This is a genomic window from Nisaea sp., assembly GCF_017640745.1.
GTDB lineage: Bacteria > Pseudomonadota > Alphaproteobacteria > Thalassobaculales > Thalassobaculaceae > Nisaea.
In genome coordinates, this window is the sequence record NZ_JAEPQA010000008.1 from 58,147 (window position 1) to 83,293 (window position 25,147).

The following is a 25,147-nucleotide window of genomic DNA, read 5'->3' on the forward strand; positions in this document are numbered from 1 at the left end:
TGCAGAAAATCTGCGTCTGCTGTAAATCCCTTACAACTCCAACCATTAATTAGTCTGGTTACTCCGCCGAGATCGCCAGCCCCGCCGCCGCGCTGTCGGCGAACTGCAGGTCCGCGAGATGCCTGTAGAGCGGGCTCGTCTCCAGCAGCTCGGCATGTTTGCCCTCGGCCACCAGACGGCCTTCTTCCAGCACCAGGATTCGGTCCGCCTTGAGAACCGTCGCGAGGCGGTGCGCTATGACCAGGGTCGTGCGGCCGGGCATGATCGCTTCCAGCGCCTTCTGCACCGCGCGCTCGCTCTCGGCGTCGAGCGCGCTGGTCGCCTCGTCCAGCAGCAGGATGGCCGGATCGCGAAGGATGGCGCGGGCGATGGCGATGCGCTGGCGCTGGCCGCCGGAGAGGCGGACGCCCTTCTCGCCGAGATGGGTGGCGTATCCGTCCGGCAGGGCTTCGATGAAGGTCTTCGCGTTGGCCGCCTCGGCCGCCTTGCGGACCTCGTCGTCCGTCGCGTCCGGACGGCCGTAGCGGATGTTCTCCATCGCATTGTCGGAGAAGATCACCGGCTCCTGCGGGACAAGGCCGATCAGCGCGCGGAAGGCGGCCGGATCGGCCTCGCGCAGATCGACGCCGTCGATCGTCACCCGGCCGGACTGCGGATCGTAGAAGCGCAGCAGGAGCTGGAAGATGGTCGACTTGCCGGCGCCGGACGGGCCGACGATGGCGACCCTTTCCCCAGGAGAGACTTTCGCGCTGAAACCGCTGAGGGACGGAATTTCGGGACGCGCAGGATAGCGGAACTCGACATCCTCGAAGGTCACGACGCCTTTGGCCGGGCTCGGCAGTGCGACGGGCTTCGACGGTGCGGAAACCTCGCTTTCGGCCTTCAGCAGGTCCATCAACCGCTCCATCGCGCCGGCGGCCCGCTGCAGGTCGCCGATCACCTCGGAGAGCGCACCGGTCGAGCCGGCGACGACGGCGGCGTAAAAGACGAAGGCGGAGAGCTCGCCGCCGCTGATCCGGCCCGCGAGCACGTCCCGCCCGCCGATCCAGAGGATCACCGCGACCGAGCCGAAGACCAGCGTGATGACGATCGCCGTCAGCGCCGCGCGGGCACGGATGCGGCGCAGCGAGGTGAAGAGCGCGTCCTCGACCCGGGCGCCGAAATTGCTCCGGTCCACCGGTTCGTGCGCGAAGGCCTGCACGGCGCGGATGCCGTAGAGCGTCTCCTCCGCATAGGAGCCGAGATCGGCGACCCGGTCCTGGGTCTCGCGCGACAGCTTCCGCACCTTGCGGCCGAAGACGATGATCGGCACCACGACAATGGGCACGACGAGGAAGACGTAGCCGGTCAGCTTGGCGCTTGTGACCAGCAGCATCACCATGGCGCCGAGGAAGAGCAGCGTGTTGCGCAGCGCGATCGAGACCGAGGAGCCGACCACGGTCTGCACCAGCGTGGTGTCGGTGGCGATGCGGGAGAGCAGCTCGCCCGTGCGCATGGTCTCGAAATAGCCGGGGCTGAGGGAGATCACGTGGTTGAAGACCGCCTTGCGGATATCCGCCACCACCCGCTCGCCGATCCAGGAGACGAGATAGAAGCGCGCGTAGCTCGCGCCCGCCAGCAGGATGACGACGCCGAGCAGGACGATCACCGCTTGGTCGAGCAGGTCCGGATCGCCGGCGGAAAAGCCGTTATCGACCAGATGTCGCAGGCCATTGCCCATGGCGAGCACCGTCACCGCCGCGACCACCAGCGCCACCATCGCGCCCGCGATCTGCAGCTTGTAGGACCGCACGAAGGGCATCAGGGCCTTCAGGGGGCCGAGGTCGCGCCGACTGTTCTCTTCACTCATACCGGATTCCCGCAAAAACAGGCCCCTTCGCCCTTGCGTTCGGGCCCTGTCTCCTTTATATCGTCGCGCTCTTGATCAGGATTTATACCCGCGCCCATGAACGCTCGGGGGCAGGAGTACGAGAAATGAAGGCTGATATCCATCCCGATTATCACGAAATCACTGTCGTGATGACCGACGGCACCGAATACAAGACCCAGTCGACCTGGGGCAAAGAGGGTGACGTGCTGCGGCTCGAAATCGATCCGAAGACCCACCCGGCCTGGACCGGTCAGCACCGGATCGTCGACAGCGGCGGCCAGGTGGCGCGCTTCAACAAGCGCTTCGCCAACCTCGGCATCTAATACCGGGTTTTCCGCGGGCTCCGGCCCGGTGGAGACGGAAACGGGCGTCCTTCGGGGCGCCCGTTTTTCTTTGCGCATTTCCCTCTTGAATCCGTTTTTCCCGTTTCCCAAATCTTCAGTCAGGCGCCGTTGCCACATTCGGGACGGGGCCTTTGGACACGCCACCCGGCCGATCCAGGCGGGTGACAGTTTGACGACCATGTTGCTTTGAAAGGATATGGACCCAATGCGTACGATCGACTTTTCCCCGATGTTCCGCAATTCCGTCGGTTTCGACCGGATGGCCCAGCTTGCCGATGCGGCGCTGCGCAGCCCGACGGCGAGCAATGCCCCCGCCTACCCGCCCTACAATATCGAGAAGGTGAGCGAGGACGATTACCGCATCACCATGGCCGTTGCCGGTTTCGCCGAGAAGGACATCGATGTCACGGTGAACCAGAACTCGCTGATCGTCACCGGCAAGGTGGAGAAGACCGAAGAGAGCGAAGGCCGTCAGTTCCTGCATCGCGGCATCGCCGAGCGCGCCTTCGAGCGCCGCTTCGAACTCGCCGACTTCATCAAGGTAACCGGCGCGGATCTGGAGAATGGCCTGCTCCATATCTCCCTCGTCCGCGAGATTCCGGAAGAGGCGAAGCCGCGCAAGATCCAGGTCCGCTCCAGCGTTCCCGCGATCGAGGGCAAGAAAGCGGCGTAACGCCTGACTTGATCTGACCTTCGAATGAAAGACGCCCGGGCCGCTTGGCCCGGGCGTTTTGTTTTTCAGAGAAACAATGTCATCCCGGCCACAGAGCCGGGACCTTGTCGAACGCAGGAGCACGCTGGTTTGAAAGGTCCCGGATCAAGTCCAGGATGACGCTAGGGATCGATCCCCAGCGTCTCCTCGCAACGGGCAACCCAGGCGCTGAGGTTCGGACGGGCGGAGAGATCGAACCCACCCTCTCCGGCGAGCCGCGTATAGGCCAGGAGCGAAATATCCGCGATGGTCAGCCGCGTGCCGACGAGGAACGTCCTGCCCGCGAGCTGGCGCTCCATGTGATCGAGCGCCGCTTCCGCTTTCGTCACGCGCCAGCCTTCGCGCTGGTCCGCGGACTTGCCCTCATAGACCATCTGGAAGCGGCAGACCGCGACATAGGGCTCGTGGCTGTACTGCTCCCAGAACAGCCATTCGAGCACCTTGGCGCGCTGGAACGCGTCGGCCGGCAAGAGAGAGCTGCCTTCCGCCAGATAGACCAGGACGGCGTTCGACTGGGCGAGCGTGCGCCCGCCGCCGAAATCCACCGCCGGGACCTGCCCCGCCGGATTGACCGCCAGGAATTCCGGCGTGCGGCTCTCGCCCTTCATGATGTCGATATCGACGAATCGATAGTCGAGATCGAGAAGATCGGCCGCATAGACGATCTTCAGGCAGTTCCCCGAGCGCCGGTCCCCGTAGAGCGTGAAAGCCCCGTCACTCAAGCGCGTTTTTCCCGGCTCGAATAGCTGAGCGGCTGCTGCAGGCGCGCGACCATTTCCTTCGGCACGACCTGCCAGAAGGTGCCGACCTCCTGGCTCCAGTTGATCAGCAGGCGCTCGGCGAAGCGGGACTGGGTCTGCTCCACGTGCTCCTGCACCAGACGCTTCAGGGCCGCTTCCCAGTAATCGGTCTCGATCCGCTGCCAGAGCACCGTTTCCGGGTTCACGTTCCGCTCGAAGCTGCCGTCGCTGTCATAGACGAAGGCCATGCCCCCGGTCATGCCGGCACCGAAATTCTCGCCGACCGGACCGAGCAGGACGGCGGTGCCGCCCGTCATGTACTCGCAGCCGTTGGAGCCGCAGCCCTCGACCACCGCCTCGGCCCCGGAGTTCCGGACCGCGAAGCGTTCGCCCGCCTGGCCGGCCGCGAAGAGCTGACCCGCGGTCGCGCCGTAGAGCACTGTGTTGCCGACGATGGTGTTCTCGTTGGACGGGAACTGCGCCGCCGTCATCTGGCGGATGACGATGGTGCCGCCGGAGAGACCCTTGCCGACATAGTCGTTGGCATCGCCGAACACTTCCAGCTTCAGGCCCTGCACCGCGAAGGCGCCGAGCGACTGGCCGGCGGAGCCGCGCAGGCGGACCGTGATATGGCCCGGCTGCAACCCGGTCATGCCGTACTTCCGGGTGATCCGGGAGCTCAGCTTGGTGCCGATGGCGCGCAGCGTGTTGGCGATGTTGTAGGTGAGCTGCATCTTCTCGCCGCCCTCGAGCGCCGGCTGCGCGTCCTTGATCATCTGCGCGTCCAGAGTCTCCGGCACCTCGTTGCGGCCCTCGACCGCATTCATCACCGGCAGCCCGCCGCTATCGGCGCGCACCAGGATCGGGTTGAGGTCGAGATCGTCGAGCGAGGGGTCGCCGCGGCTGACCTGATGCAGCAGGTCGGTCCGGCCGATCACTTCCTCAAGGCTCCGCACGCCGAGTTCCGCCAGGATCTCGCGCACTTCCTCGGCAATGAAGGAGAACAGGTTCACCACCTTTTCCGGCGTGCCGTCGAACTTGGCGCGCAGGCTCTGGTCCTGGGTGCAGACCCCGACCGGGCAGGTGTTGCTGTGGCACTGCCGCACCATGATGCAGCCCATCGCCACCAGCGAGGCGGTGCCGATGCCGAACTCCTCGGCCCCGAGAATGGCCGCGATGACCACGTCCCGGCCGGTGCGGAAGCCGCCGTCGACGCGGAGCGCCACCTTGTGCCGGAGCCGGTTAAGGGTCAGCACCTGATGCACCTCGGAGAGGCCCATTTCCCACGGGATACCGGCATATTTGATGCTGGTCTGCGGGCTGGCGCCGGTCCCGCCGCCATGGCCGGAGATCAGGATCGTGTCGGCCTTCGCCTTGGCAACGCCGGCCGCGATCGTGCCGATGCCGGAGGAGGCGACGAGCTTCACGCAGACCCGGGCGTCCGGGTTGATCTGCTTCAGGTCGTAGATCAGCTGCGCCAGATCCTCGATCGAGTAGATGTCGTGGTGCGGCGGCGGCGAGATCAGCGTCACGCCCTCGGTCGAGTGCCGGAGCTTGGCGATCATGGCATTGACCTTGATGCCCGGAAGCTGACCACCCTCGCCGGGCTTCGCCCCCTGGGCGACCTTGATCTCGAGTTCGCGGCAGTTGTTGAGGTATTCCGCCGTCACGCCGAAGCGGCCGGAGGCGACCTGCTTGATCGCCGAGCTCGGATTGTCGCCGTTCGCCCGCGGCTTGAAGCGCGCCGGATCCTCGCCGCCCTCGCCGCTGTCGGACTTGGCGCCGATACGGTTCATGGCAATGGAGAGGGTCTCGTGCGCTTCGGGGCTGAGGGCACCGAGGGAGATGCCAGGCGCCACCAGACGCTTGCGGATCTCGGTGATGGAGGAGACGTCCTCCAGCGCCACTTCCTCGCCCGTCGGCTTGAAGCCGAGCAGGTCGCGGAGGTTGATCGGCTTCTGGGCGTAAATCTCCGCCGCGTACTTCTTGTAGAGGTGATAGCTGTCGGTCGCGACCGCATGCTGCAGGGTGTGCATCATCGGGCCGTCGAACGCGTGCCGCTCACCCTGGCGGCGGAAGCGGTAGAGACCGCCGACCGGAAGCGTGACGACGGTGTCGTCGAAGGCCTTGCGGTGCTGCTCCAGGGCTTTCTTCTGGATACCGGCGAGACCGAGGCCGGAGATCCGCGAGGACATGCCCGGGAAGAAGCGCGCGACGAGGGAGCGGGAGAGGCCGACAGCCTCGAAGTTGTAGCCTCCGCGATAGGATGAGAGCACGGAGATGCCCATCTTGGACATCACCTTCAGGATGCCGTCCTGGATCGCCTTGCGGTAGGAGGCGACGCACTCATCCAGCGTCTTGTCGCCGAACAGACCGCGCGCATGGCGGTCGGCGATGGCTTCCTGCGCCAGATAGGCGTTGACCGTGGTCGCGCCGACGCCGATCAGGACGCAGAAATAATGTACGTCGAGGCACTCGCCCGTCCGCACGTTGACCGAGGTGAAGGTCCGGAGCTGCTGGCGCACGAGATAGGAGTGCACCGCGCCGGTGGCGAGGATCATCGGGATCGCCGCGCGCTTCGCCGAAATCTCCTTGTCGGAGAGGATGACGTGGGTGCAGCCGCCGCGGACCGCGTCCTCGGCCTCGCGCTGGATCCGGCTGATCGCCTCCGCGAGAGCGGATTCACCACCGTCGACGTCGAAGGTGCAGTCGATCTCTTGCGCCGTGTCGCCCATATAGTCGCGCATCGCCTGGAATTCGGCGTTCGAGAGCACGGGGGATTCGAGCAGCAGATGCTCGCACTGCTCCTCGGTCTCTTCGAGGATGTTACCGAGGTTGCCGAGGCGGGTGCGCAGGGTCATCACCCGGCGCTCGCGCAGAGAGTCGATCGGCGGGTTGGTGACCTGGCTGAAGTTCTGCCGGAAGAAATGATGCAGCCCGCGGTATTTCTCGGACAGCACCGCGAGCGGCGTGTCGTCGCCCATCGAGCCGATGGCTTCCTTGCCGCCTTCCGCCATGGGCTGCAGGATCAGTTCCATGTCCTCGAGCGACCAGCCGGAGACCACCTGGCGGCGGCGCAGCTCGTCGCGCTCCAGCCCGGCCTTCTCCTCGTGGTGGCTCTTGATCAGACGGTCGATCTTGACGCTCTTCTTGATCCACTTGCCGAAGGGCCGGGACTTGGCCAGATGCTCCTTCAGCTCGGTATCGTGGTAGAGCTTGCCGTTGACCAGGTCGACCGCGATCATCTCGCCCGGATCGAGCCGGCCCTTCTCGATGATGTTCTTGTCCTTGATGCGGACCATGCCGGTCTCGGAACCGGCGATCAGCAGGCCGTTGTCGGTCACGCTGTAGCGCATCGGGCGCAGACCGTTGCGGTCCATACCGCCGAGCACCCAGTGTCCGCCGAAGGCGGCGATCGCCGCCGGACCGTCCCACGGCTCCATGACCGCGTTGCAATAGGCATAGAGGTCGCGGAGCTCCTGGCTGAGGCTGCCGCCGTCCGCCACCGCTTCCGGGATCATCATGGTCTTGACCATCGGAAGCGATCGGCCGGCGCGGACCATCAGCTCGAACACCGCGTCCAGCGCAGCGCTGTCGGAGCTGCCGTCCTGGATCACCGGCTTGATATCCTCAATCTCGTCGCCGAAGCGGTCCGCGGCCATCCGCGTCTCGTGGCTGCGCATCCAGTTCCAGCAGCCCTTCAGCGTGTTGATCTCGCCGTTATGAGCCAGCACGCGGAACGGCTGCGCCGCGCGCCAGGCCGGGAAGGTGTTGGTCGAATAGCGCTGGTGATAGATCGCGAAATTCGAGATGAAACGCTCGTCCAGCAGGTCCGGGAAGAAGGCCGTCACCTGCTCGGCGAGGAACATGCCCTTGTAGATGATGGAGCGGCAGGACAGCGAGCAGATGTAGAAGTCGGTAATGTTCTCCGCCAGAACCGCACGCTCGATCCGGCGGCGGATGAGATAGAGATCGCGCTCGAACAGGATCTCGTCCGCGCCGGGCTCGCCGGAGACCATGATCTGCTCGATTTCCGGACGGGTCGCGTTCGCCTTCTCGCCGATCACTTCGACATTCACCGGCACCTGGCGCCAGCCGAAGATCTTGTACCCGCGCGAGAGGATCTCCTCTTCGACGATGCAGCGGCAGCGCTCCTGCGCCGCGAGGTCGGTGCGCGGCAGGAACACCATGCCGACCGCGATCAGGCCGTCATTGACCGGCTGTCCGGCGCGTTCGACATGCTCGCGGAAGAAATCCTGCGGGATCTGCAGATGGATGCCGGCGCCGTCGCCGGTCTTGCCGTCGGCATCGACCGCGCCGCGGTGCCAGATCGCCTGCAGCGCCTGGATGCCGGCTTCCACGACGTCGCGCCGCGGCGTGCCGTCGATCGAGGCGACGAAGCCGACGCCGCAGTTCTCGTGCTCGTCCGCCGGGTTGTAGGCATGCGCCTCGGTCAGACGGGAGAGGTTCTCGCGGTATTCGGCGACGAAACGCTCGCCGTCATTCATCGGAAGGCTCTTGTCCTGCTTCATGTCGGTCATCCCCGGCTTCAGGAGGCGAGATCGAGCGCGGCCGTGGCCTTCCGCTCGATAAAGGCATGGATCTGGTCGGCAACGTCGCGGCCGTCGCGCACCGCCCAGACGACGAGCGAGGCGCCGCGGACGATATCGCCGGCGGCGAAGACGCCGTCGAGACTGGTCATCATGGTGGTGAAATCGACCGAGAGCGTGCCCCAGCGAGAGACCTTGAGCTCCTTCTCGCCGAACATCTCCGGCAGATCCTCCGGATCGAACCCGAGCGCCAGGATCGCCATGTCGGCCGGGATCGTGAAGCTGCTGTCCTCGACCACCTGCGGCGCCTGCCGTCCGGTCGCGTCCGGCACGCCGAGATGGATGCGGTGGCAGCGCACGCCGTCGATCACCCCGTCGCCTGTGAAGGCTTCGGGCGCGGCCAGCCAGATGAACTCGACGCCTTCTTCCTCGGCGTTCTGCACCTCGCGCTGCGAGCCCGGCATATTGGCCTTGTCGCGGCGATAGACGCATTTCACCGACTTCGCGCCCTGGCGGATCGCGGTCCGCACGCAGTCCATCGCGGTGTCGCCGCCGCCGATCACGACGACGTCCTTGCCTTTGGCGTCGAGGCTGCCGTCCTCGAAGGCGGGGACCTTGTCGCCGAGCCCGACACGGTTGGACGCGGTCAGATAGTCGAGCGCCGCGTTGACATTGCCAAGACCGATGCCGGGGCACTTCATCTCGCGCGCCTTGTAGACGCCGGTCGCGATCAGCACCGCGTCGTGCTTCTCGCGCAGTTCGGCGACGGTCACGTCCTTGCCGACATCGACGCCGGTGTGGAAAGTGATGCCGCTGTCCTCAAGCACCTTCGAGCGGCGCTGCACGACGTCCTTCTCCAGCTTGAAGTTCGGAATGCCGTAGATCATCAGGCCGCCGATACGGTCGTATCGATCATAGACATGGACTTGGTAGCCGCGCTTGCGGAGCTGCTCCGCCGCCGCAAGGCCACCCGGGCCGCCGCCGATGATGCCGACGCTTTCCTTGCGTTCCTGTGCCGGCTTGACCGGCTTGACCCAGCCCTGCTCGAAAGCGGTCTCGGTGATGTATTTCTCGACGGAGCCGATGGTGACCGAGTCAAAACCCTTCTCGATCACGCAATTGCCCTCGCAGAGACGGTCCTGCGGGCAGATGCGGCCGCAGATCTCCGGGAAATTGTTGGTCGCGCTGGAGATCTCGTAGGCCTCCTCCAGGCGCCCTTCCGCGGTCAGCATGAGCCAGTCGGGAATGTTGTTGGAGAGCGGGCAATGCACCTGGCAATAGGGCACGCCGCACTGCGAGCAGCGTCCGGCCTGTTCCCGCGCCTGCTCGGTGGCGAACTCGTTATAGATCTCGCCGAAATCCTGGCGCCGCTCCTCCGCCTTGCGTTTGGCGGGCATCCGCTTCGCAGTATGGACGAATTTCAGCATGCGATCGGTGGTCATTCCACTCTCTCCCTCGGCCTCTCTGGACCTGTTCCGCTTCGGGTTTCGTCGCCGCCCGACTTCTCGTTATGACGGCACTCTACCTCATCGGGGAGCGCTTATCTACGGAAAGGAAGCGAAAAGGTCAATAGATAGGACTAATTTTTTATCCGGACCTCGCGCCCATTGCGCCGCACAACAGCGTGCGCGAAACGAAATGAATAAATAGTCCCATATCGGACCTTTAACATTGATTCTTTCCCAAGGGCACCAATGCTATAGTCACGGCGGCCATGTCGGGGAGGTCGGGGGGCTCCCGCCACGGCCGCCAGACAGATTCCCGCCGACACGATCTGACCGGAGTCCACGCGTGCCGATCCTCCATCTGGCCATCCTCGCTCTCGTGCAGGGGATCACCGAGTTCCTGCCTATTTCCTCAAGCGGACATCTGGTCCTCGTGCCCTACGTCATGAACTGGACCGATCAGGGCCTGCTGCTCGACGTGGCGGTCCATGTCGGAACCCTGCTCGCGGTCATGCTCTATGCCTGGCGCGAGATCTGGATGATGCTGGGCGGCCTCTGGCGTCTCGTCCGCGGCCGGATCGACCAGGGAACCCGGCTGATGCTGCAGGTCATCCTCGGCTCGATCCCCGTTGTTATCGCCGGCTACGCGATCGCCAAACATGCGGGCGGCATGCTGCGCAGCGTCGAGATCATCGGCTGGACCACGCTCGGCTTCGGTATCCTGCTCGGGCTTGCCGACCGGGCGGGCATGACGGTCCGCCGGCTCGAGCACATGGGATACGGCAGCGCGCTGGCGATCGGGCTCGCCCAGGTGCTCGCGCTCATTCCGGGAACCAGCCGCTCGGGCATCACCATGACCATGGCGCGCTTCCTCGGGTTCGAACGGGCGGATGCGGCGCGCTTCTCGCTGCTGCTCGCGATCCCGGCCATCGCCGGCGCGGGAACGCTTTCGGGTATCGAGCTCTGGCAGAGCGGCGACGTCCAGCTCACGCGTGACGCCTTTACAGCGGCAGGCCTTGCTTTCGTCTCCGCCCTGATCGCGATCGTGCTGATGATGGCCTGGCTGCGCCGCGCCGGCTTCATGCCGTTCGTCGTCTACCGCATCCTGCTCGGCGGGGTTCTGCTCTATCTGGTTTATGCCGCCTGACGGACGGCTCTCGTGCCGGATCGGCCATCGACCGTGAGCATCCGGGTTCTTAAAGTTCCGCCACCAATCATGTGTAATGCCGAAGGAGAGGCCGCATGCGGTTCGCATCATTCACCCTGAACGGCAAGGCGACCTGGGGCCTGGCAACCGACAAGGGACTGCACCCGGTGACGGCCGGTCTCGCCGCGCGCTTCCCGACGCTGCGGGCCGCGATCGCCGCCGACGCGCTCGCGGAGGTGAGCAGCGCGCTCGCGGGAACCACAGCCGCGGTCTCGCTCGACGATGCGGATTACCTTCCGCTCATTCCCGATCCCGACAAGATCCTCTGCATCGGGCTCAATTACGAGGCGCACCGGATCGAGGGCGGCTGGCCCGTGGTCGAGCACCCGACCATCTTCCTGCGTCTGCCCAACTCGCAGATCGGCCACAATCAGCCGATGATCCGGCCGAAAGTCTCCGAGACGCTGGATTTCGAGGCCGAGCTCGCGGTCGTCATCGGCCAGGGCGGCCGCTATATTTCCGAGGCGGACGCAATGGCGCATGTCGCCGGCTATGCCTGCTACAACGAGGGCAGCGTCCGTGAGTGGCAGCGCCACACCCAGCAGTTCACGCCGGGCAAGAACTTCATCGGCACCGGCGCCTTCGGCCCCTGCCTCGTCACGCCGGACGAGATCGACAATCTCGGTGATCTGGTGATGGAAGCCCGCCTCAACGGCGAGGTCGTGCAGCATACCAAGTTCGACGACCTGATCTTCCCGATCCCGCGCCTGATCAACTACATCAGCACCTTCACCGAGCTGGTTCCGGGCGACGTCATCGTCACCGGCACGCCGGGCGGCGTAGGCGGACGGCGCCAGCCGCCGCTCTGGATGAAGCCGGGCGATGAGATCGTCATCGATATCGAAAAGATCGGAAAGCTCGTCAATCCGGTGGTCGCGGAGAGCTGAGCCTTGACCACCGTCATCCCCTTCGACCGGAGCTTCGATCCGCCCTATGGCGTGGTCGAACGGCTCGGTCCGGGGCTTCGGCGTATCGTGGCACGCAATCCCGGCCCCTTCACTTTCCGGGGCACGGCGACCTTCATCGTCGGCGAGGGCGAGGTCGCCGTGATCGACCCGGGGCCGGATCTCGCGGGGCACATCCCGGCGCTGCTGGAGGGACTGGGGAACGAGAGGGTCAGCCATATTCTGGTGACCCACACCCATCTCGACCACTCCCCGGCCGCGGCCGAACTGAAGGCGCGGACAGGAGCGCCGACTTACGGCTACGGCCCGCATGGCAGCGGCCCCGGAGGGATCGAGGCCGGGGGCGATCCGGATTTCACCCCGGACGTGCGGATCGGCGACGGACAATTGATCGAGGGACAGGGCTGGCGCCTGGAGGCGCTGCACACGCCCGGCCATACCTCGAACCATCTCGCCTTCGCCTGGCCGGAGCGTTCCATCCTCTTTCCGGGCGATCTGGTCATGGGCTGGTCGACCAGCGTGATCTCGCCGCCGGACGGGCATATGGGCGATTATCTCGACAGCCTGCGGAAAGTGCTGGGGCGGGACGAAGCAACCTACTGGCCGACCCATGGCGGGCCGATCCGCGATCCGAGGCCGTTCGTCGAGGCTTTCATCGCGCATCGCCGGGACCGCGAGGAGGAAATCCTCGCCTGCCTCCGGGACGGGATCGAGACGATTTCGGACATGGTGCCAGTCATCTATGCCGACGTGCCGCCGGCCGTGCACGGCGCCGCCGCACGCTCGCTGCTTGCGGCGCTGATCTATCTGGTCGAGACCGGGCGGGTAATGACCGATGGCGCGCCGGACGAGGAAAGCCTCTACAGGCTTCCCTGAGCGTTTGGCCTAACTGTAGCGGATATAGGGCGATTCTGTCCGGTAGCTGAAGAACGGGTAGGTCTCGCGTGGCGCAAGGTTTTCCTCCGCCCGGCGCTTGACCTCGAGCAACATGAACTCGGTCACGTCGACGAGCGGAAGTTTGAGGGCTTCGTCCAGCGGGAAGAAATCCAGGTCGGAGAGTTCTCCGCTGCCGCCGAGCGTGCCGGACATGTGCTCCTCCCAGGCAAAGAAGAAGCGGGCATTGAAGCGGAACTTGCGCTTGGACGGCGTGATGGCATGCCCGACATAGCCGAGCTTCCCGAGCTCCGGGGCAAGCCCCTTACCGCCGATCTCGGACCATGAGGGATGGGAGGTTGGACCGAGATCGCCCTGGCCGGCCAGCAGCAGTCCGGTTTCCTCGAAAGCCTCGCGCACAGCGGCCATCGGGAACCCGCGGGCACGGTTCTCGTCCTTGGAAATGCGTTTGAGATCGTGCGGCTGGAGATCGCTCGCGAAACCGACCTTGCGGTCTGCGGCATCGACCTTTCCGCCGGGGAAGACATAGACGCCGCCGAAGACGGCTTTCTTGCCGCGCCGCCCCATCAGCACGTCGAGCCCGTCACCATTGCGGCGCAGGACGATCAGGCTGGCGGAATCTTTTGGGCGGACAGGCTTTTGCCCGGGCTCGACCAGTCCGGGCAAGGTATTCGGCGGGGCGCGTCTCATGGTTTCTCAAAGACTTGGCGTGAGATGATCGAGCCAGTCTAGGACGGTTGGAGGCATTCCTCCAAGCCCGAACGCGCCCCCCCCGCAGAGAGGCATTCGCCTTAGAGGTTGTTCATCGCACCGTAATAGGCGACGTAGGCGATCAGACCCAGAACGCCGGCACAGGCGAGAATGGTCTGCGGAATGCTGATGCGGTTCATGTCAGTGCTCCTTCCAGGGCAAATAACGACTTTCGCCTATCCATATAGGGCACGCCCCGCAGCGCAACATGCAGAGATAGTGCAATGCACAATTGCAAATACGTCATAAGTATCCAAACAGAAATGCTATTGCTGCCTGATCGCGATTAATCCGGCAATCCATTTAAACCGCCCGCCTCGTCCAACAGGAGGGTCAGACGGCGTGCAGCCGTGCGGGCGAGCGTCAGGGTCAGGGACTTGCGGCGCGCCGCATTTAGCCGCGCTTCTTCCGCCTCCCGCGCGATCACCGCTTCGTACTGGTCGGCCAGAATCAGCCCGCAGAGCGGATCGCCCGGCAAAAGCTCGCGCGGGAAATCGGGCGTGACCGCAAAATAGAAGCGGTCGCAGAAATCGAGATATTCGTGCCATTTCCGGTCCGCGAGATAGTCCGCCATGTCGGACTTCACCTCGACCACGACGATCCCGCCCGAAGGATCGAGCGCCATGACGTCGACTCGCCGTCCCGAGCGCAGCGGCATCTCGGTGACATGGCTCCAGTTGAGTTCGGTAAAGAGCCGCGAAACGCCGCGGGTCACCTGCTGCGTGATTTCCGGACGCGCCGCCATGGCCTCGCCTCTAGTCGTCGAGGACCATATTCGTCGCGCCCCGCGTATCGGCGTCGGACAGGTCCGCTCCCCGCAAGTCGGCGCCGGAGAAATCGGCGTCGCGCAAAACCGCGCCGCGGAGGTTGCAGTCCCGGAGATCGGCGCCGGCGAAGACCGCACCGCTCATCTCCGCCTGATGAAAATCGCCGCCACGCAAGATCGCGCGATCGAATCTCGCCCGGTCGAAATGAGCCGGCCAGCGCTGCGTCTTGGCCCCGACGATCTGCACCGGTCCCGCCTGTACCCCGGTCAGCCGCGCTTCCATCAGATTGGCGCGCCGCATTGTCACGCCGCGCAGATCCGCGTTCGAAAGATCCGCCGAGCGCATGTCGGACAGCGCCAGATCCGCCATCAGCAGGTTGATGCCCGACAGATCGCAACTGGTCAGAACGCTGCACTCCATATTGGCGGCGGCCAGGTTCAACCTGCTCAGGCTCTGCTTGCTGATGTCCCTGCGCGCGAGCGGCGCCCGGACACCCTGCTTGCCGTTACTTTTGATCCAGAGATCGTGCTGGATCATGATCTCCCGCATCTCCGGCCCGAGCGCGTCCAGCGCGCGTGGCATGCGCGCCAGTCGGAATTGCGGGTCGTCCGGGTTCATGTTCGAGAACACGGCGCCGGCGAGATCGGCACCGGTCAGATCCGTGCCGCTGAAGATCACGTTGTAGAGGATCGTGCCGTGCAGGATCGCACCGGTCAGCGTGGCCTCGGTCAGGTCCGCGCCTTCCAGATCGGCGCCGGTCAGGTTCGAGTGGCTGAGATCGGCTCGCACGAAACGGGTGTTGCGGAGCTTCGCGTCGGTCAGATCGGTCTGCACGATGAAGGCATTGGACAGCCGGGCGCCGCTCATATCCGCGCGTGTCGCGTTGGCCACCGCAAGATCGGCATCGACCGTATTGTAGGTGACGGCGACGAGATTGCCCCGCGCGTCCGGCTTCAGCAGCACGCCGTCCCGCAGATCGGCCTCCTGCATCGTCACGTCGCAGAGGTCCGCGCCGCGCATGCAGGCTCCGCGGAGGTCGGAGCGGGAAAGATTGGCGCCCTTCAGACGGGCCTCACGCATGTCGCAGGCGAAAAGATTCGCCGTCTTCAGGTTACAGTTCTCAAGATTGGCATTGCGGAGCGAGGATCCCGAGAGCTCGGCACCGGAGAGCTCGCGACCGCTCAGATCCTTGAACTTGAGGTCATAGCCCTGAAGATTGGCTCGGGCGCCGCCGGTCTGCCCGCGCAAGAACATCCCGTGCCGCTCGATTACGTCCTCGAGCTCGGCGAGCGAAATCTGCCTTAGAGGGATATCGTCGGCAGCGGGAGTGCCGAGATCCAGTCTGGCTTCCGACGATGCCCAGGCGACTTCTGCCGGGATGCCGGGGACAGTGTCAGTGTCGTCTTTACGTCCGGACAAGTCCTAGGCCTGCTTCCCAAACTCTGCGCGGGAACGCTTTGTGCACCCCGCCATCGCTTAAGTAGATCGTGTTCCGGCGCCGGAATGCAAAAAAATATTCGGGGGAAGCCGGGATCACATCCAGTCCTGGGCCTGCGGGAAATTGTAGGCGACGAACCTGTAGGTTGACTGCACCGCCTCGCGAATCCCCTTGGACCGGGTTGAAAGATCGATGTTCCAGGTCTCGATGACCTCGTCCCAGATCATGATCTTCTTGTGCAGTTCGTCACGCATCTCGCGAATGAAGTTGATCTGCTTGTCGTAGCTCTTCAGGACCGTGAGGATCTCGCCGGTCTGCGCGTCGACCTGATCGAAGATGAAGCTGAAATCGCGAATCGGCGGCTCCATCAGGGTCCGTACCCGCTGCACTTCGGCCGTGAACTGACGGTCGCCGCGATGCAGCGCAATGACCTGCACGAGCTTGGTCTGGATCGCGCTGGCATATGTGAAGCGGTCGCGAAGCGCCTCGATATAGGCAAGCTCACGACCAACCCGGTCGATGAGATCGAGGACTTCCTGCTTGCGCTCCTCGCCGAGACCGAGCTTCTGAGCGATCTCGGAGATACCCTTCTGGATCCGCTCCTTGGTCTCCGGCTTGTTTAGCTCCGCCTGGATTTCGGACTCGTCCGGCGTGTAAACCGCCGATCCCGCAACCCACTGCGCGATCTGGACCATCAGCCGGTTCTTCGCCCGCTCCCGGTGCTTTTCCTCGATCGACCAGCTGGCGGAGCCGTCCAGCAGTTCGCGCGGAATGGTGTCGCCCGGGCGGATATCCTTGACGTAGTTCAAGCCCTTGCGAACGGTATCGAGCAGCTTGCCGTCCTGGGACTCCTCGTCGATGCCGAACTCGGTGCAGAGTGAATCAAGCGGGATCGAGGCTTCAAGATCGCCGACACGCACGCGCAGCGCAGGGGTCCGGTCCTGCCCGGACAGCCGGAAATGCGCGCCGTTCACCTTGAAGATCTTGTGTTCAAATGCGAAGTGCGTCGACGGATCCAGAGACTCGTCTTTTTCTTGTTCAGCAGCGGTCATTCTCGCTCCACATTCGCAGGTTCGAAAACCTGCCTCCCCAACGTCTCGAGCTTTCTTACTTCAAGAGACTGAATGAATAGCTAACGCCGGCCTGGAAACCGAGGGTACCTCTTCACGCCACTCTTTGTAGAGAAAATTGATTAACGGAAAATTAGGACGGCGCCTCTATAGTGCCTTGAAGCGGGAACGCAAGACTCGGGTACAGTCCCATGTCGGCCCGCGAGCGTAACTATTGCCGAGGTCGCGTCGTGGGTGATGTAAAGGGAAGAATTTTCTCGGTCGAGCGCCGTGCGCAGCAGCGCAGCGGGTCCGGCGGGGCGACGCCCCCGAAAGCCATTGCTCCCGGCCTCTCCTCCAGCGCCTTCGAGGAAGCGCTGCTGGCGGAAATCTCGAGCCTGAGGACGGAGCTCTCCGAGATTCGCAAGGCCGTTGGAATGACCGGCATAGCGGCGCCGGTGGCCGAGGTTGCGGAAGACGCCGACATCAGCGAACACGACATCGACCACGATCTCAGGATCGAGATCGCCCAGATGGTCCGCTCAATCGGCCGTGCGAAGAGCCAGATTGCGGCGATCAAGCATCCGATGTCGACCGAAGACCAGATGCAGACTGCATCCCTGCAGCTCGACACGATCGTGCAGACGACCGAGACCGCGACCAACGAGATCATGTCCTCCGTCGATTCCATCGAGGGCACCCTGAAGCAGATTCACGGCTTTACGCTCGACGATCCCGAGGTGCAGCAGCTCATCGATCAGGCGTCCAACCAGCTGATCTCCATTATCGAGGCCTGCAGCTTCCAGGATCTCACCGGTCAGCGGATCAACCAGGTGGTCAAGACGCTCCGCTTCATCGAGAGCCGCATCCTCGCGATGATCGATATCTGGGGCGGCCTCGAGGCCTTCAAGGACCTGCCGATCCCGAAGGACGAGAGCGATGAAGGCGCCTCCGAAGAGGACGATCTGCTGAATGGCCCCGCGCTCGGCAGCGCCGGGCTCAGCCAGGACGATATCGACGCCCTGTTCGACTGATCCCACGGCAAGAGCCCCGGGCGGACCGACTTGCGAAGCTCGCGGCCGGTGACTTGATCCCGGCCGCCCGATCACCTACATGAGATAAGCGCGCGATCAATGAGGATGCGCGTATTGGGTGCCGCAAACGCGGGCTCGAAGATCGTCTCGCTCATGTATGAGGGGTTGGTCCCATGTCACGCATGTCCGTTTTCAATTCGCCGCTCCTGCTCGGATTCGACCACTTCGAACGGGCGCTGGACCGGATCTCGAAAACCACCTCCGACGGTTATCCGCCGTACAACATCGAGCAGACCGGCAAGGATGGTCTGCGCATCACGCTTGCCGTGGCGGGCTTCGCCTCCGAGGACCTCAGCGTTCAGATCGAGGATAACCAGCTGGTGATCCGCGGCCGCCAGAGCGACGATGACGACCGGATCTATCTGCACCGCGGTATTGCCGCGCGCCAGTTCCAGCGGACCTTTGTCCTCGCGGAGGGAATTGAAGTCGTCGCCGCGGATCTAGATAACGGCCTGCTTCACATCGAGCTTCACAGACCGTTGCCCGAAGTGAAGGTACAGACGATCGAGATCAACGGCGGCCGGAAGACCCCGAGGGTCACTTCCGAGAAGCTCGATATCGAGCACGCCGACTGATACCGCCCGACGGACGGATTCTATCAACCAGACGGACGCATCAGCCGGAAAGGAGATGCGTATGGATACGGATATGCCAGAACCAATCGATGTGCGCCGCATGAGCGCCAAGGATTTCGCAGCCCTGGGGCTGTTTGACATCGCGTTCGTGAAACCGGTGACGAGCGGCGGAGAGGCGAACTACGAAATTCACACCGCGGACGGGCAACTCGTCGCCGATGCGCCGAGCTGGGACGCGGCCGTTTCGCTGATCCAGGAAAACGAGATGGAGGCGGCTCGGATTCACTGATCCGGCCCCAGCCATTTCAAGCTTAGAGATCGCAGGCCGGCCACCGGCCTGCGTCATCGAGAAAACTCAGGCCGCGTTGCTGGCCGTCGCTTCCGTGAGCAGTGCGTAGATCGCGTCGACACTGTCAGCGCCGCGGATCTTGTCGCAGGTTCCCTTGTCGCGCAGCAGACGCGAGACGCGAGCAAGCGCCTTCAGATGGTCCGCTCCGGCGGACTCGGGCGCAAGCAGCAGGAAAATGATGTCGACCGGCTTGTCGTCGATGGCATCGAATTCGACGGCCCTGTCGGCACGCGCAAAGATACCGTACAGCCGGTCGAGTTCAGGCAGCTTGCCATGCGGAATCGCAATGCCTTCGCCCATCCCGGTCGTACCGAGACGCTCCCGCTCCAGCAACACGTCGAAGATCTCTCTTTGCCCGAGACCAGTCACGTCGGCGGCACGGCGGGACAGCTCCTGCAGCGCCTGTTTCTTCGACGTAACTTTCAGATGAGGAATGACGCCCTCGGGAATTAGGATTTCCGCGATTTCCATCGTGTCTACCCTGCTCTCGCTTCAAATAGGCACCGTGCGGGCCATCTCTGTCAAGCGAGCAGCCCTTTGACGATGCCGGTCCCGTTGCGGCCGGCTCAGCCTTGAGCCAGGCCCTTTGGATCGATCCAACCGATGTTCCCGTCGCCGCGGCGGTAGATCACGTTCAGTTCACCGTGCGACCGGTTCCGGAACATCACCACCGGAAGGTCGCCCAATTCCAGACGCATGACGGCCTCCTCCACCGAGAGATCCTCGATCGTGGTGGTCATCTCCGCGACAACCACGGCCTGCCACTCCTCCTCCGGAGAAGGTTGGGCCTCGGCATGATCGGCCGCGAGCACATACTGCTGAGCTGCAATATTTGCGCCACCGTTCCCGCGATGATGGTCACGGACCCGGCGCTTGAACCGGCGCAGGCGCTTGTCGATATGCTCGCCCGCCTTGTCGGCGGACTTGTAGGCATCGCCGTCGCTTCCCTGTCCGCGGACAAACATGTCCCGCCCGACATGAACCGCGATATCGGTCCGGAAATCGTTCCCCTCCTTGGAAACCGTCACGGTCCCTTCGAGCGGATCGCCAAAGTACTTCTCGGAAATGTCCGTCACCAGTCGCTCAACATGTTCCTTGAGCGCGTCGCTGATCTGGACCTGCTTACCGTTGATTGCTAGCTGCATGCGTCTTTCGCGGTCGATGACATTTTGGCCTTTCGGCGTCGGGACCCGGCTTTGAACTATCCGGAGAAAGTCTGCCCGCAACGTCGCCTCGGCGACGAAGGCGCGGAACTTATGCGCGCCTCATAGGAGAGTCAAGCGCTGCGGTTATGAGTTTTCTAAGTCCCCGGCATAAAGGTCAAATTCCCATCGATTTTTCGCGTCTCCTCTGTACGGACGACGGAATTCTCATCGCTTCGCGGTATTTCGCGATGGTCCGCCGTGCAATATCGACGCCCTCGCCCCGGAGGATTTCAACGATGCGGTCATCCGACAGCACCTTGTTCGGCGGCTCCTCATCGATCAGCTTCTTGATCTTAAACCGGACCGCCTCGGCGGAGAGGGCGTCACCACCCGCCGAGGATGCGATGGCACTCGTGAAGAAGTACTTAAGCTCGTAAATACCGCGCGGCGTCGCCATGAACTTGTTCGAGGTGACGCGGCTGACCGTACTTTCGTGCATCTCGATCGCCTCGGCGATATCGCGCAGAACCAGCGGGCGCAGATACTGGATGCCGTGCTGGAAGAAGGCGTCCTGCTGGCGGACGATCTCGCCCGAGACCTTGAGGATCGTCGTTGCGCGCTGATGAAGCGAGCGGACCAGCCAGTTGGCCGACTGGTGGCATTCGCTGAGATATTCCCGGTCGGCCTTGTTCTTCGGGGTTCGGCTGATCTGCGAGAGATAGGCGTTGTTCACCAGCACCCGGGGCAAGGTATCCGGATTGAGTTCGACCACCCAGCTGCCGTCGGGCGCGGCGCGCACCAGCACGTCCGGCACCACGGGCTCGCTGGTGTCCGGCTCGAAGGCGAGCCCCGGCTTCGGATTCAGCGACCGGATTTCCTCCACCATCTCGGTGAGATCCTCGGCATCCACGCCGCAGACCTTCAGCAGCGCCGGCATGTCGCGCTTGGCGAGCAGCGGCAGATTGTCGAGCAGGGCCTGGATCGCCGGATCGAGCCGGTTGCGGTCCTTCAGCTGCAGGGCGAGACATTCGGAGAGGCTGCGGGCGAAGATCCCCGGCGGGTCGAGCGCCTGGAGCTTGCCGAGGACCGTCTCGACCGCCTCGAGTTCCGCCCCGAGCCGGTCGGCAACCTCTTCCAGATCGCCGGTCAGGTAGCCGGCATCGTCGAGCTGGTCGAGCAGATCCGCGGCGATGATCCGCTCGTCGGGCCGGCTGATGTCGAGCGCGATCTGTTCCAGCAGATGCTCGCGCAACGTCTTCAGACCGCCGACGCTCTCCTCGATGCCCGGAAGATCGTCGCCGCCGCGGCCGGAGCCGGAACCGGCCGCTGCCTCCCAACTCCCGAGCGTGGGCGTCACGGACGGATCGGTTTCCTCGACGCCCGCGCTGCCCCAGTTGTTGTCGTAGTCGGAGTCGCCCGGATCCTCGGCGCCCGCGGGAAGCGATTCGGACGTCGTCCGGTCGACGATATCGGGGCCGTCCGGCGCATCGTCCCAGCCGCTGTCGCCCGCGCCTTCCGGCGCCGCGCCTTCTCCCTCGACAGCCTTGTCATAGGCCGCGAGATTGTCCGCTTCGAGCGCTTCCAGGGTCGCGGGCCCGTCGCCGTCGTCGCGCTCCAGCAGGGGATTCTGCTCAAGCTCGGCCTCGACGAATTCCGTCAGCTCAAGATTGTTGAACTGCAGCAGCTTGATGGCCTGCTGCAGCTGCGGCGTCATTACCAGGTTCTGGGACTGTCTGAGGTCCAGTCTGGCCGAAAGCGCCAAGGCCGGTCTCCCTAGAGCCTGAAGCGGTCGCCGAGATAAACCCGACGCACATCGGTATTGGCGACGATCTCGTCCGGCGCACCGTCCATGAGAACCATGCCGTCATGCAGGATGAAGGCGCGGTCGACAATATCCAGCGTCTCACGGACATTATGGTCCGTGATCAGCACGCCGATGCCGCGGTCTTTCAGATGCGAGATCAGATCGCGGATCTCCCCGACCGCGATCGGATCGATCCCCGCCAGTGGCTCGTCGAGCAGGATGAAGGCCGGATGCGAGGCAAGCGCACGGGCGATCTCGACCCGCCGGCGCTCTCCGCCCGAAAGCGCGATGGACGGCGTTCGGCGTAGATGGCTGATGGAGAACTCCGCCAGCAGGTCTTCCAGCAGCGCGTCGCGCCGTGCCGGGTTATCCTCGACCACTTCCAGCACCGCCCGGATATTCTGCTCGACCGTCAAACCGCGGAAAATGGACGCTTCCTGCGGCAGATAGCCGATGCCGAGGCGCGCCCGCCGGTACATCGGCAGTTCGGTGATGTCCGCCCCGTCCAGGTGGATCGAGCCATAGTCCGCCGAGATCAGTCCGGTGATGACGTAGAAGCAGGTCGTCTTGCCGGCGCCGTTGGGGCCAAGCAATCCCACCGCCTCGCCGCGCTGGACAGAAATGCTGACGTCGCGCAGAACCGGCCGCGACTTGTAGCGCTTGCCGAGATTGCGCGCGACCAGTCCGCGGTTGCTGGTGACCAGACGCGGTCCGTCCCCGCTTTTGGCAGAGGCGCCCGCCGCACCAAGACTAGTATCGTTCATCCCTTGCCTTTGCCCCGCTTCGCGGTCTGCCGTTTCCGTGCCGGTTCATTTGTTGTCCGACTTCGGATTGAACAATCCTCTGACCCGTTGTTTCGCTCCATCCGGTCCCGACAGCAGCTTGCTGATGCCGGTCTTGAGATTCACCTCGGCGCGCTCGCCGTTCAACTGGTTCTCACCCCGCGTGATCCGCACATTGCCCTGAAGGATCGCGGTCTCCGAATCGACATTGTAGATGCCTTCGTCGCCGCGCGCGACATCCTCGGCCGTGGTGATGACGACATTGCCGACCGCGTCCATCCGCGTGGCGACCAGCTTGCCCGCGCGATCCTCCTCGAAACGGGCGATCAGGGTATCGGCGCGGATCGTCCGGTCGTCCTTCTTCGCGACCGCGTTTCCGCGGGCGACCGCGATCTTGCGCTGCTCCCAGTATTCCAGGCTGTCCCGCGCCGTGATCGTCTCGGTCCCCGTCTCGAGCCGGGGCGGCGCCTGCTTGCCAAGCAGCACCGCGACCGCTTCGTCCAGATCGTAGACCGCGCGCTCGCCATAGCCGGTCTGCTTGTCTGAAGAGATTACGACCTTGCCGACCGCTTCCAGCCGGTAGATGTCGGTCGCGCCGTTTGCGTCCCGGTAGAGCGCCGTCAGGGTGTCGGCCCGCACCGTCACGCCGCCGCGCGAGGCCTTGGCGTTTCCGCGGGCGACATACATGCGCTGGTCGCGAACCCACTCGATTCCGTCATCGGCCTCGACGGTCACCGGACCTTCGTCGCCGGCCTGGCCCGGGACGCTCTGGGCCCGCACCTCCGCAATCGCCATCGTCCAGAAAAAGGCCGCCAGCAAAATGGCCCAACCGAAAACTGTCCGACGGCCGGGTCGGTCTACATGCATCACTTCGCTCTCCGGGTCTCGAGCCCACCGAGCTGAGCCGGATAAAGCACCACCTTGCTCTTGCCAACGAAAACGATGCGCTCGCCCCGGTCATAGATCCGGAATCCCTCACCGGTCGCGATGCCGCTCTGGCCGTGGGCGCTTACCGGATCGTCGCTGGTCGCCATGCCCTCGTCCAGCAGGACGCGGGCGCTTTCCGAGGTCACCGTGTAGCCACGGTCGTGAAACACCGTGACGCCGCCGCTGAGGTCGATCGTCTTCTGTTTCCGGTCGTAGATGCCGGCCGCTGCGGAAAGCGCGAGCCACTCCTCCTCGTTGACCGCGAGGTCGGCCTGCGGCGCGACGAGATCGAGACGGTCCGACTCGTGACTGTCCTGGCTCGCGCGCTCCGCGGTGATCTCATAGGGGCGCTGGGCGTCGTCCACCCCGACATAGCGCGGCTGGTCCATGCTCAGCCCGTCTGTCGCGACGGCAAGCAGGTTCTTCGCCTTGTCTCCGAGGCGGAATTTGGTGTGATCCGGAATCAGCTGCGGCCAGCTCACGATCAGCGCCACGATGGCAAGCGCCAGCGCCGGCAGGATCAGCTTCATCAGCACGACCATGCGGCTGGCGCGGAAATGCGCCGCCTCGCGCTTTCGAGGGGCGTCCGGCATGAACCGGCGCCCGCCGAAATCACCTCCGATGTTTGACGCTGTCTGTTCGGACATCCGTTCCTCTTAAGGTCCGCCAACAGTGCGGAATCACGAAACAGACCGCTTCGCCTCGGAGCGGGCCTCGTTCTGCGGACCAAATCTGGCCCGACAATTGCTTGTCATCTTGTCCGAAGTATGGCGAAGGACCGCCAAAGGGTCAATAAATCCCGATATTTCCGGCCTTAATGGGAGAAAATATCCTGGTCGTCATAGCCGATCAGGTCGAGCGATGCCCTGACAGGCAGATAGGCGAAGCTCGCCGCGGCATAGCCGTCGCGGCCCTCTCTCACGAGCCGCCGGTCCAGCTCTTCCTTCAGACGATGCAGGTAGAGCACATCGGATGCCGCGTAGTGCATCTGCTCCTCGGTCAGCGTATCGGCACCCCAGTCCGAGGATTGCTGCTGCTTCGAAAGCTCGACCCCGAGCAGTTCGCGGCAGAGATCCTTCAGACCATGCTTGTCGGTATAGGTGCGCACCAGCTTCGAGGCGATCTTCGTGCAATAGATCGGGGAGGTCACCACGCCGAGATAGGCCTGCATGATCGCCACATCGAAGCGGGCGAAGTGGAACAGCTTCAGCACTTTCGGATCGGTCAGCAGCCGGACGAGGTTCGGCGCGTTGTAGACCCCTTTGGCAAACTGCACGAGATGCGCGGTTCCGTCGCCGGAAGAGAGCTGCACCACGCAGAGCCGGTCGCGCTCGGGGCGCAGCCCCATGGTCTCGCTATCGATCGCGACCACCGGTCCGAGATCGAGCCCGTCGGGCAGATCGCCCTTGTGCAAGGTAATGGTCATCTGAGCCTCCCGCCCCGTCTCTTTCGGCAGCCGGACGGCCGCACCTCGTCGCCGGCCCGTCGCGAATTCGCAAGGGCAGACAAACACTTCCGGTCTCTTTTAAAGGAGGTTGGTGCCCAGGAGAAGACTCGAACTTCCACGGCCTTGCGGCCACTGGCACCTGAAGCCAGCGCGTCTACCAATTCCGCCACCTGGGCACAGCGGGCAGCACCAGTCCGCCGCTGAGGCCGCCGTAAATGCCAGCACGCGAAGCGTCTGTCAAAGGCTTTTTGCGGCCGGACGAAGTTCATGTGCGCTCCCGGATCGCCGCCGGGGATTTTTGATCGCCGCGGCTGCGCCGCTATATTATAAGCGCCCGTGAGGTAAAGGACTGC

Annotated in this window: 23 protein-coding genes and 1 tRNA gene; 8 read left to right on the forward strand and 16 right to left on the reverse strand. The window is 64.1% G+C overall.

Translation table 11 applies throughout. The features are described 5' to 3' along the window. Positions 1-58: 58 nt before the first annotated feature. Positions 59-1,849, reverse strand: a complete 1,791-nt coding sequence (locus JJ959_RS07745) for an ABC transporter transmembrane domain-containing protein (protein WP_292881716.1) — start codon at positions 1,847-1,849, stop codon at positions 59-61. Between the two features lie 125 nt (positions 1,850-1,974). Between JJ959_RS07745 and rpmE the strand changes: the two genes are divergently transcribed. Both rpmE and JJ959_RS07755 read left to right on the forward strand, forming a co-directional pair. Further along, positions 1,975-2,193 carry a 50S ribosomal protein L31 gene (rpmE, locus tag JJ959_RS07750; RefSeq protein WP_193184011.1) on the forward strand — a complete coding sequence of 73 codons (219 nt, stop codon included), beginning with the start codon at positions 1,975-1,977 and terminating at the stop codon, positions 2,191-2,193. Positions 2,194-2,419: 226 nt separating this feature from the next. Continuing rightward, complete coding sequence (locus JJ959_RS07755) at positions 2,420-2,887, forward strand: Hsp20 family protein (RefSeq protein WP_292881721.1); 468 nt, start codon at positions 2,420-2,422, stop codon at positions 2,885-2,887. A gap of 161 nt (positions 2,888-3,048) precedes the next feature. Here JJ959_RS07755 and JJ959_RS07760 read toward each other — a convergent pair whose 3' ends face one another. Genes JJ959_RS07760 through JJ959_RS07770 form a run of 3 tightly spaced genes read right to left on the reverse strand, consistent with a single transcriptional unit; the run spans position 3,049 to position 9,658 of the window. Next, a complete protein-coding gene (locus JJ959_RS07760) occupies positions 3,049-3,648 on the reverse strand; it encodes a glutathione S-transferase family protein (protein WP_292881724.1) in 600 nt (199 codons plus the stop codon). Next, positions 3,645-8,207 carry a glutamate synthase large subunit gene (gltB, locus tag JJ959_RS07765; RefSeq protein WP_292881726.1) on the reverse strand — a complete coding sequence of 1,521 codons (4,563 nt, stop codon included), beginning with the start codon at positions 8,205-8,207 and terminating at the stop codon, positions 3,645-3,647. The genes JJ959_RS07760 and gltB overlap by 4 nt, the downstream gene beginning before the upstream one ends. An 8-nt stretch (positions 8,208-8,215) precedes the next feature. After that, on the reverse strand, positions 8,216-9,658 hold the full coding sequence (locus tag JJ959_RS07770; RefSeq protein WP_292881729.1) for an NAD(P)-dependent oxidoreductase: 1,443 nt from the start codon (positions 9,656-9,658) through the stop codon (positions 8,216-8,218). Between the two features lie 349 nt (positions 9,659-10,007). Here JJ959_RS07770 and JJ959_RS07775 point away from each other — a divergent pair, with 349 nt between their 5' ends. The 3 genes from JJ959_RS07775 (at position 10,008) to JJ959_RS07785 (ending at position 12,649) form a co-directional block, all read left to right on the forward strand. Further along, positions 10,008-10,808 carry an undecaprenyl-diphosphate phosphatase gene (locus tag JJ959_RS07775; protein WP_292881732.1) on the forward strand — a complete coding sequence of 267 codons (801 nt, stop codon included), beginning with the start codon at positions 10,008-10,010 and terminating at the stop codon, positions 10,806-10,808. 95 nt (positions 10,809-10,903) lie between these two features. After that, positions 10,904-11,755, forward strand: a complete 852-nt coding sequence (locus JJ959_RS07780) for a fumarylacetoacetate hydrolase family protein (RefSeq protein WP_292881735.1) — start codon at positions 10,904-10,906, stop codon at positions 11,753-11,755. 3 nt (positions 11,756-11,758) lie between these two features. Then, positions 11,759-12,649 (forward strand): MBL fold metallo-hydrolase, encoded by an 891-nt coding sequence (locus JJ959_RS07785; RefSeq protein WP_292881738.1) that lies wholly within the window; start codon positions 11,759-11,761, stop codon positions 12,647-12,649. A gap of 9 nt (positions 12,650-12,658) precedes the next feature. On the opposite strand, the gene JJ959_RS07790 is transcribed toward JJ959_RS07785, so the two are convergent. The 4 genes from JJ959_RS07790 to JJ959_RS07805 all read right to left on the reverse strand — a co-directional run bounded on the left by JJ959_RS07790 (position 12,659) and on the right by JJ959_RS07805 (position 16,674). Beyond that, positions 12,659-13,357 carry an NUDIX domain-containing protein gene (locus JJ959_RS07790; RefSeq protein ID WP_292881741.1) on the reverse strand — a complete coding sequence of 233 codons (699 nt, stop codon included), beginning with the start codon at positions 13,355-13,357 and terminating at the stop codon, positions 12,659-12,661. A 346-nt stretch (positions 13,358-13,703) separates the two neighbouring features. Further along, entirely contained in the window at positions 13,704-14,162 is a 459-nt protein-coding gene (locus tag JJ959_RS07795) for an MmcB family DNA repair protein (RefSeq protein ID WP_292881744.1), read from the reverse strand. A 10-nt stretch (positions 14,163-14,172) separates the two neighbouring features. Then, positions 14,173-15,603: a pentapeptide repeat-containing protein gene (locus JJ959_RS07800; RefSeq protein WP_292881747.1), complete on the reverse strand. Its 1,431-nt coding sequence runs from the start codon at positions 15,601-15,603 to the stop codon at positions 14,173-14,175. Between the two features lie 114 nt (positions 15,604-15,717). Beyond that, positions 15,718-16,674 carry a hypothetical protein gene (locus JJ959_RS07805; protein ID WP_292881749.1) on the reverse strand — a complete coding sequence of 319 codons (957 nt, stop codon included), beginning with the start codon at positions 16,672-16,674 and terminating at the stop codon, positions 15,718-15,720. A 248-nt stretch (positions 16,675-16,922) separates the two neighbouring features. Between JJ959_RS07805 and JJ959_RS07810 the strand changes: the two genes are divergently transcribed. From JJ959_RS07810 to JJ959_RS07820, 3 genes are all read left to right on the forward strand, one after another. Continuing rightward, positions 16,923-17,705 carry a protein phosphatase CheZ gene (locus JJ959_RS07810; protein ID WP_292881752.1) on the forward strand — a complete coding sequence of 261 codons (783 nt, stop codon included), beginning with the start codon at positions 16,923-16,925 and terminating at the stop codon, positions 17,703-17,705. Between the two features lie 173 nt (positions 17,706-17,878). Continuing rightward, a complete protein-coding gene (locus tag JJ959_RS07815) occupies positions 17,879-18,340 on the forward strand; it encodes an Hsp20 family protein (RefSeq protein WP_292881755.1) in 462 nt (153 codons plus the stop codon). 73 nt (positions 18,341-18,413) lie between these two features. After that, a complete protein-coding gene (locus tag JJ959_RS07820) occupies positions 18,414-18,629 on the forward strand; it encodes a hypothetical protein (RefSeq protein ID WP_292881758.1) in 216 nt (71 codons plus the stop codon). A gap of 66 nt (positions 18,630-18,695) precedes the next feature. Here JJ959_RS07820 and ptsN read toward each other — a convergent pair whose 3' ends face one another. The 8 genes from ptsN to JJ959_RS07860 all read right to left on the reverse strand — a co-directional run bounded on the left by ptsN (position 18,696) and on the right by JJ959_RS07860 (position 24,970). Further along, positions 18,696-19,160: a PTS IIA-like nitrogen regulatory protein PtsN gene (ptsN, locus tag JJ959_RS07825; protein ID WP_292881760.1), complete on the reverse strand. Its 465-nt coding sequence runs from the start codon at positions 19,158-19,160 to the stop codon at positions 18,696-18,698. Between the two features lie 95 nt (positions 19,161-19,255). Next, the gene (raiA, locus tag JJ959_RS07830) at positions 19,256-19,834 is read right to left on the reverse strand and encodes a ribosome-associated translation inhibitor RaiA (protein WP_292881763.1); all 579 of its coding nucleotides are present in this window, start codon (positions 19,832-19,834) and stop codon (positions 19,256-19,258) included. A gap of 175 nt (positions 19,835-20,009) precedes the next feature. Continuing rightward, the gene (gene rpoN / locus JJ959_RS07835) at positions 20,010-21,596 is read right to left on the reverse strand and encodes an RNA polymerase factor sigma-54 (RefSeq protein ID WP_292881765.1); all 1,587 of its coding nucleotides are present in this window, start codon (positions 21,594-21,596) and stop codon (positions 20,010-20,012) included. 11 nt (positions 21,597-21,607) lie between these two features. Then, entirely contained in the window at positions 21,608-22,402 is a 795-nt protein-coding gene (gene lptB / locus JJ959_RS07840; protein WP_292881768.1) for an LPS export ABC transporter ATP-binding protein, read from the reverse strand. A 45-nt stretch (positions 22,403-22,447) separates the two neighbouring features. Continuing rightward, on the reverse strand, positions 22,448-23,287 hold the full coding sequence (locus JJ959_RS07845) for an LptA/OstA family protein (RefSeq protein WP_292881771.1): 840 nt from the start codon (positions 23,285-23,287) through the stop codon (positions 22,448-22,450). Continuing rightward, positions 23,287-23,994 (reverse strand): LPS export ABC transporter periplasmic protein LptC, encoded by a 708-nt coding sequence (lptC, locus tag JJ959_RS07850; RefSeq protein WP_292881773.1) that lies wholly within the window; start codon positions 23,992-23,994, stop codon positions 23,287-23,289. The genes JJ959_RS07845 and lptC overlap by 1 nt, the downstream gene beginning before the upstream one ends. A 167-nt stretch (positions 23,995-24,161) precedes the next feature. Continuing rightward, complete coding sequence (locus JJ959_RS07855; RefSeq protein WP_292881775.1) at positions 24,162-24,773, reverse strand: ribonuclease H-like domain-containing protein; 612 nt, start codon at positions 24,771-24,773, stop codon at positions 24,162-24,164. Positions 24,774-24,883: 110 nt separating this feature from the next. Beyond that, positions 24,884-24,970 (reverse strand) — tRNA-Leu (locus tag JJ959_RS07860). Positions 24,971-25,147: the final 177 nt, after the last annotated feature.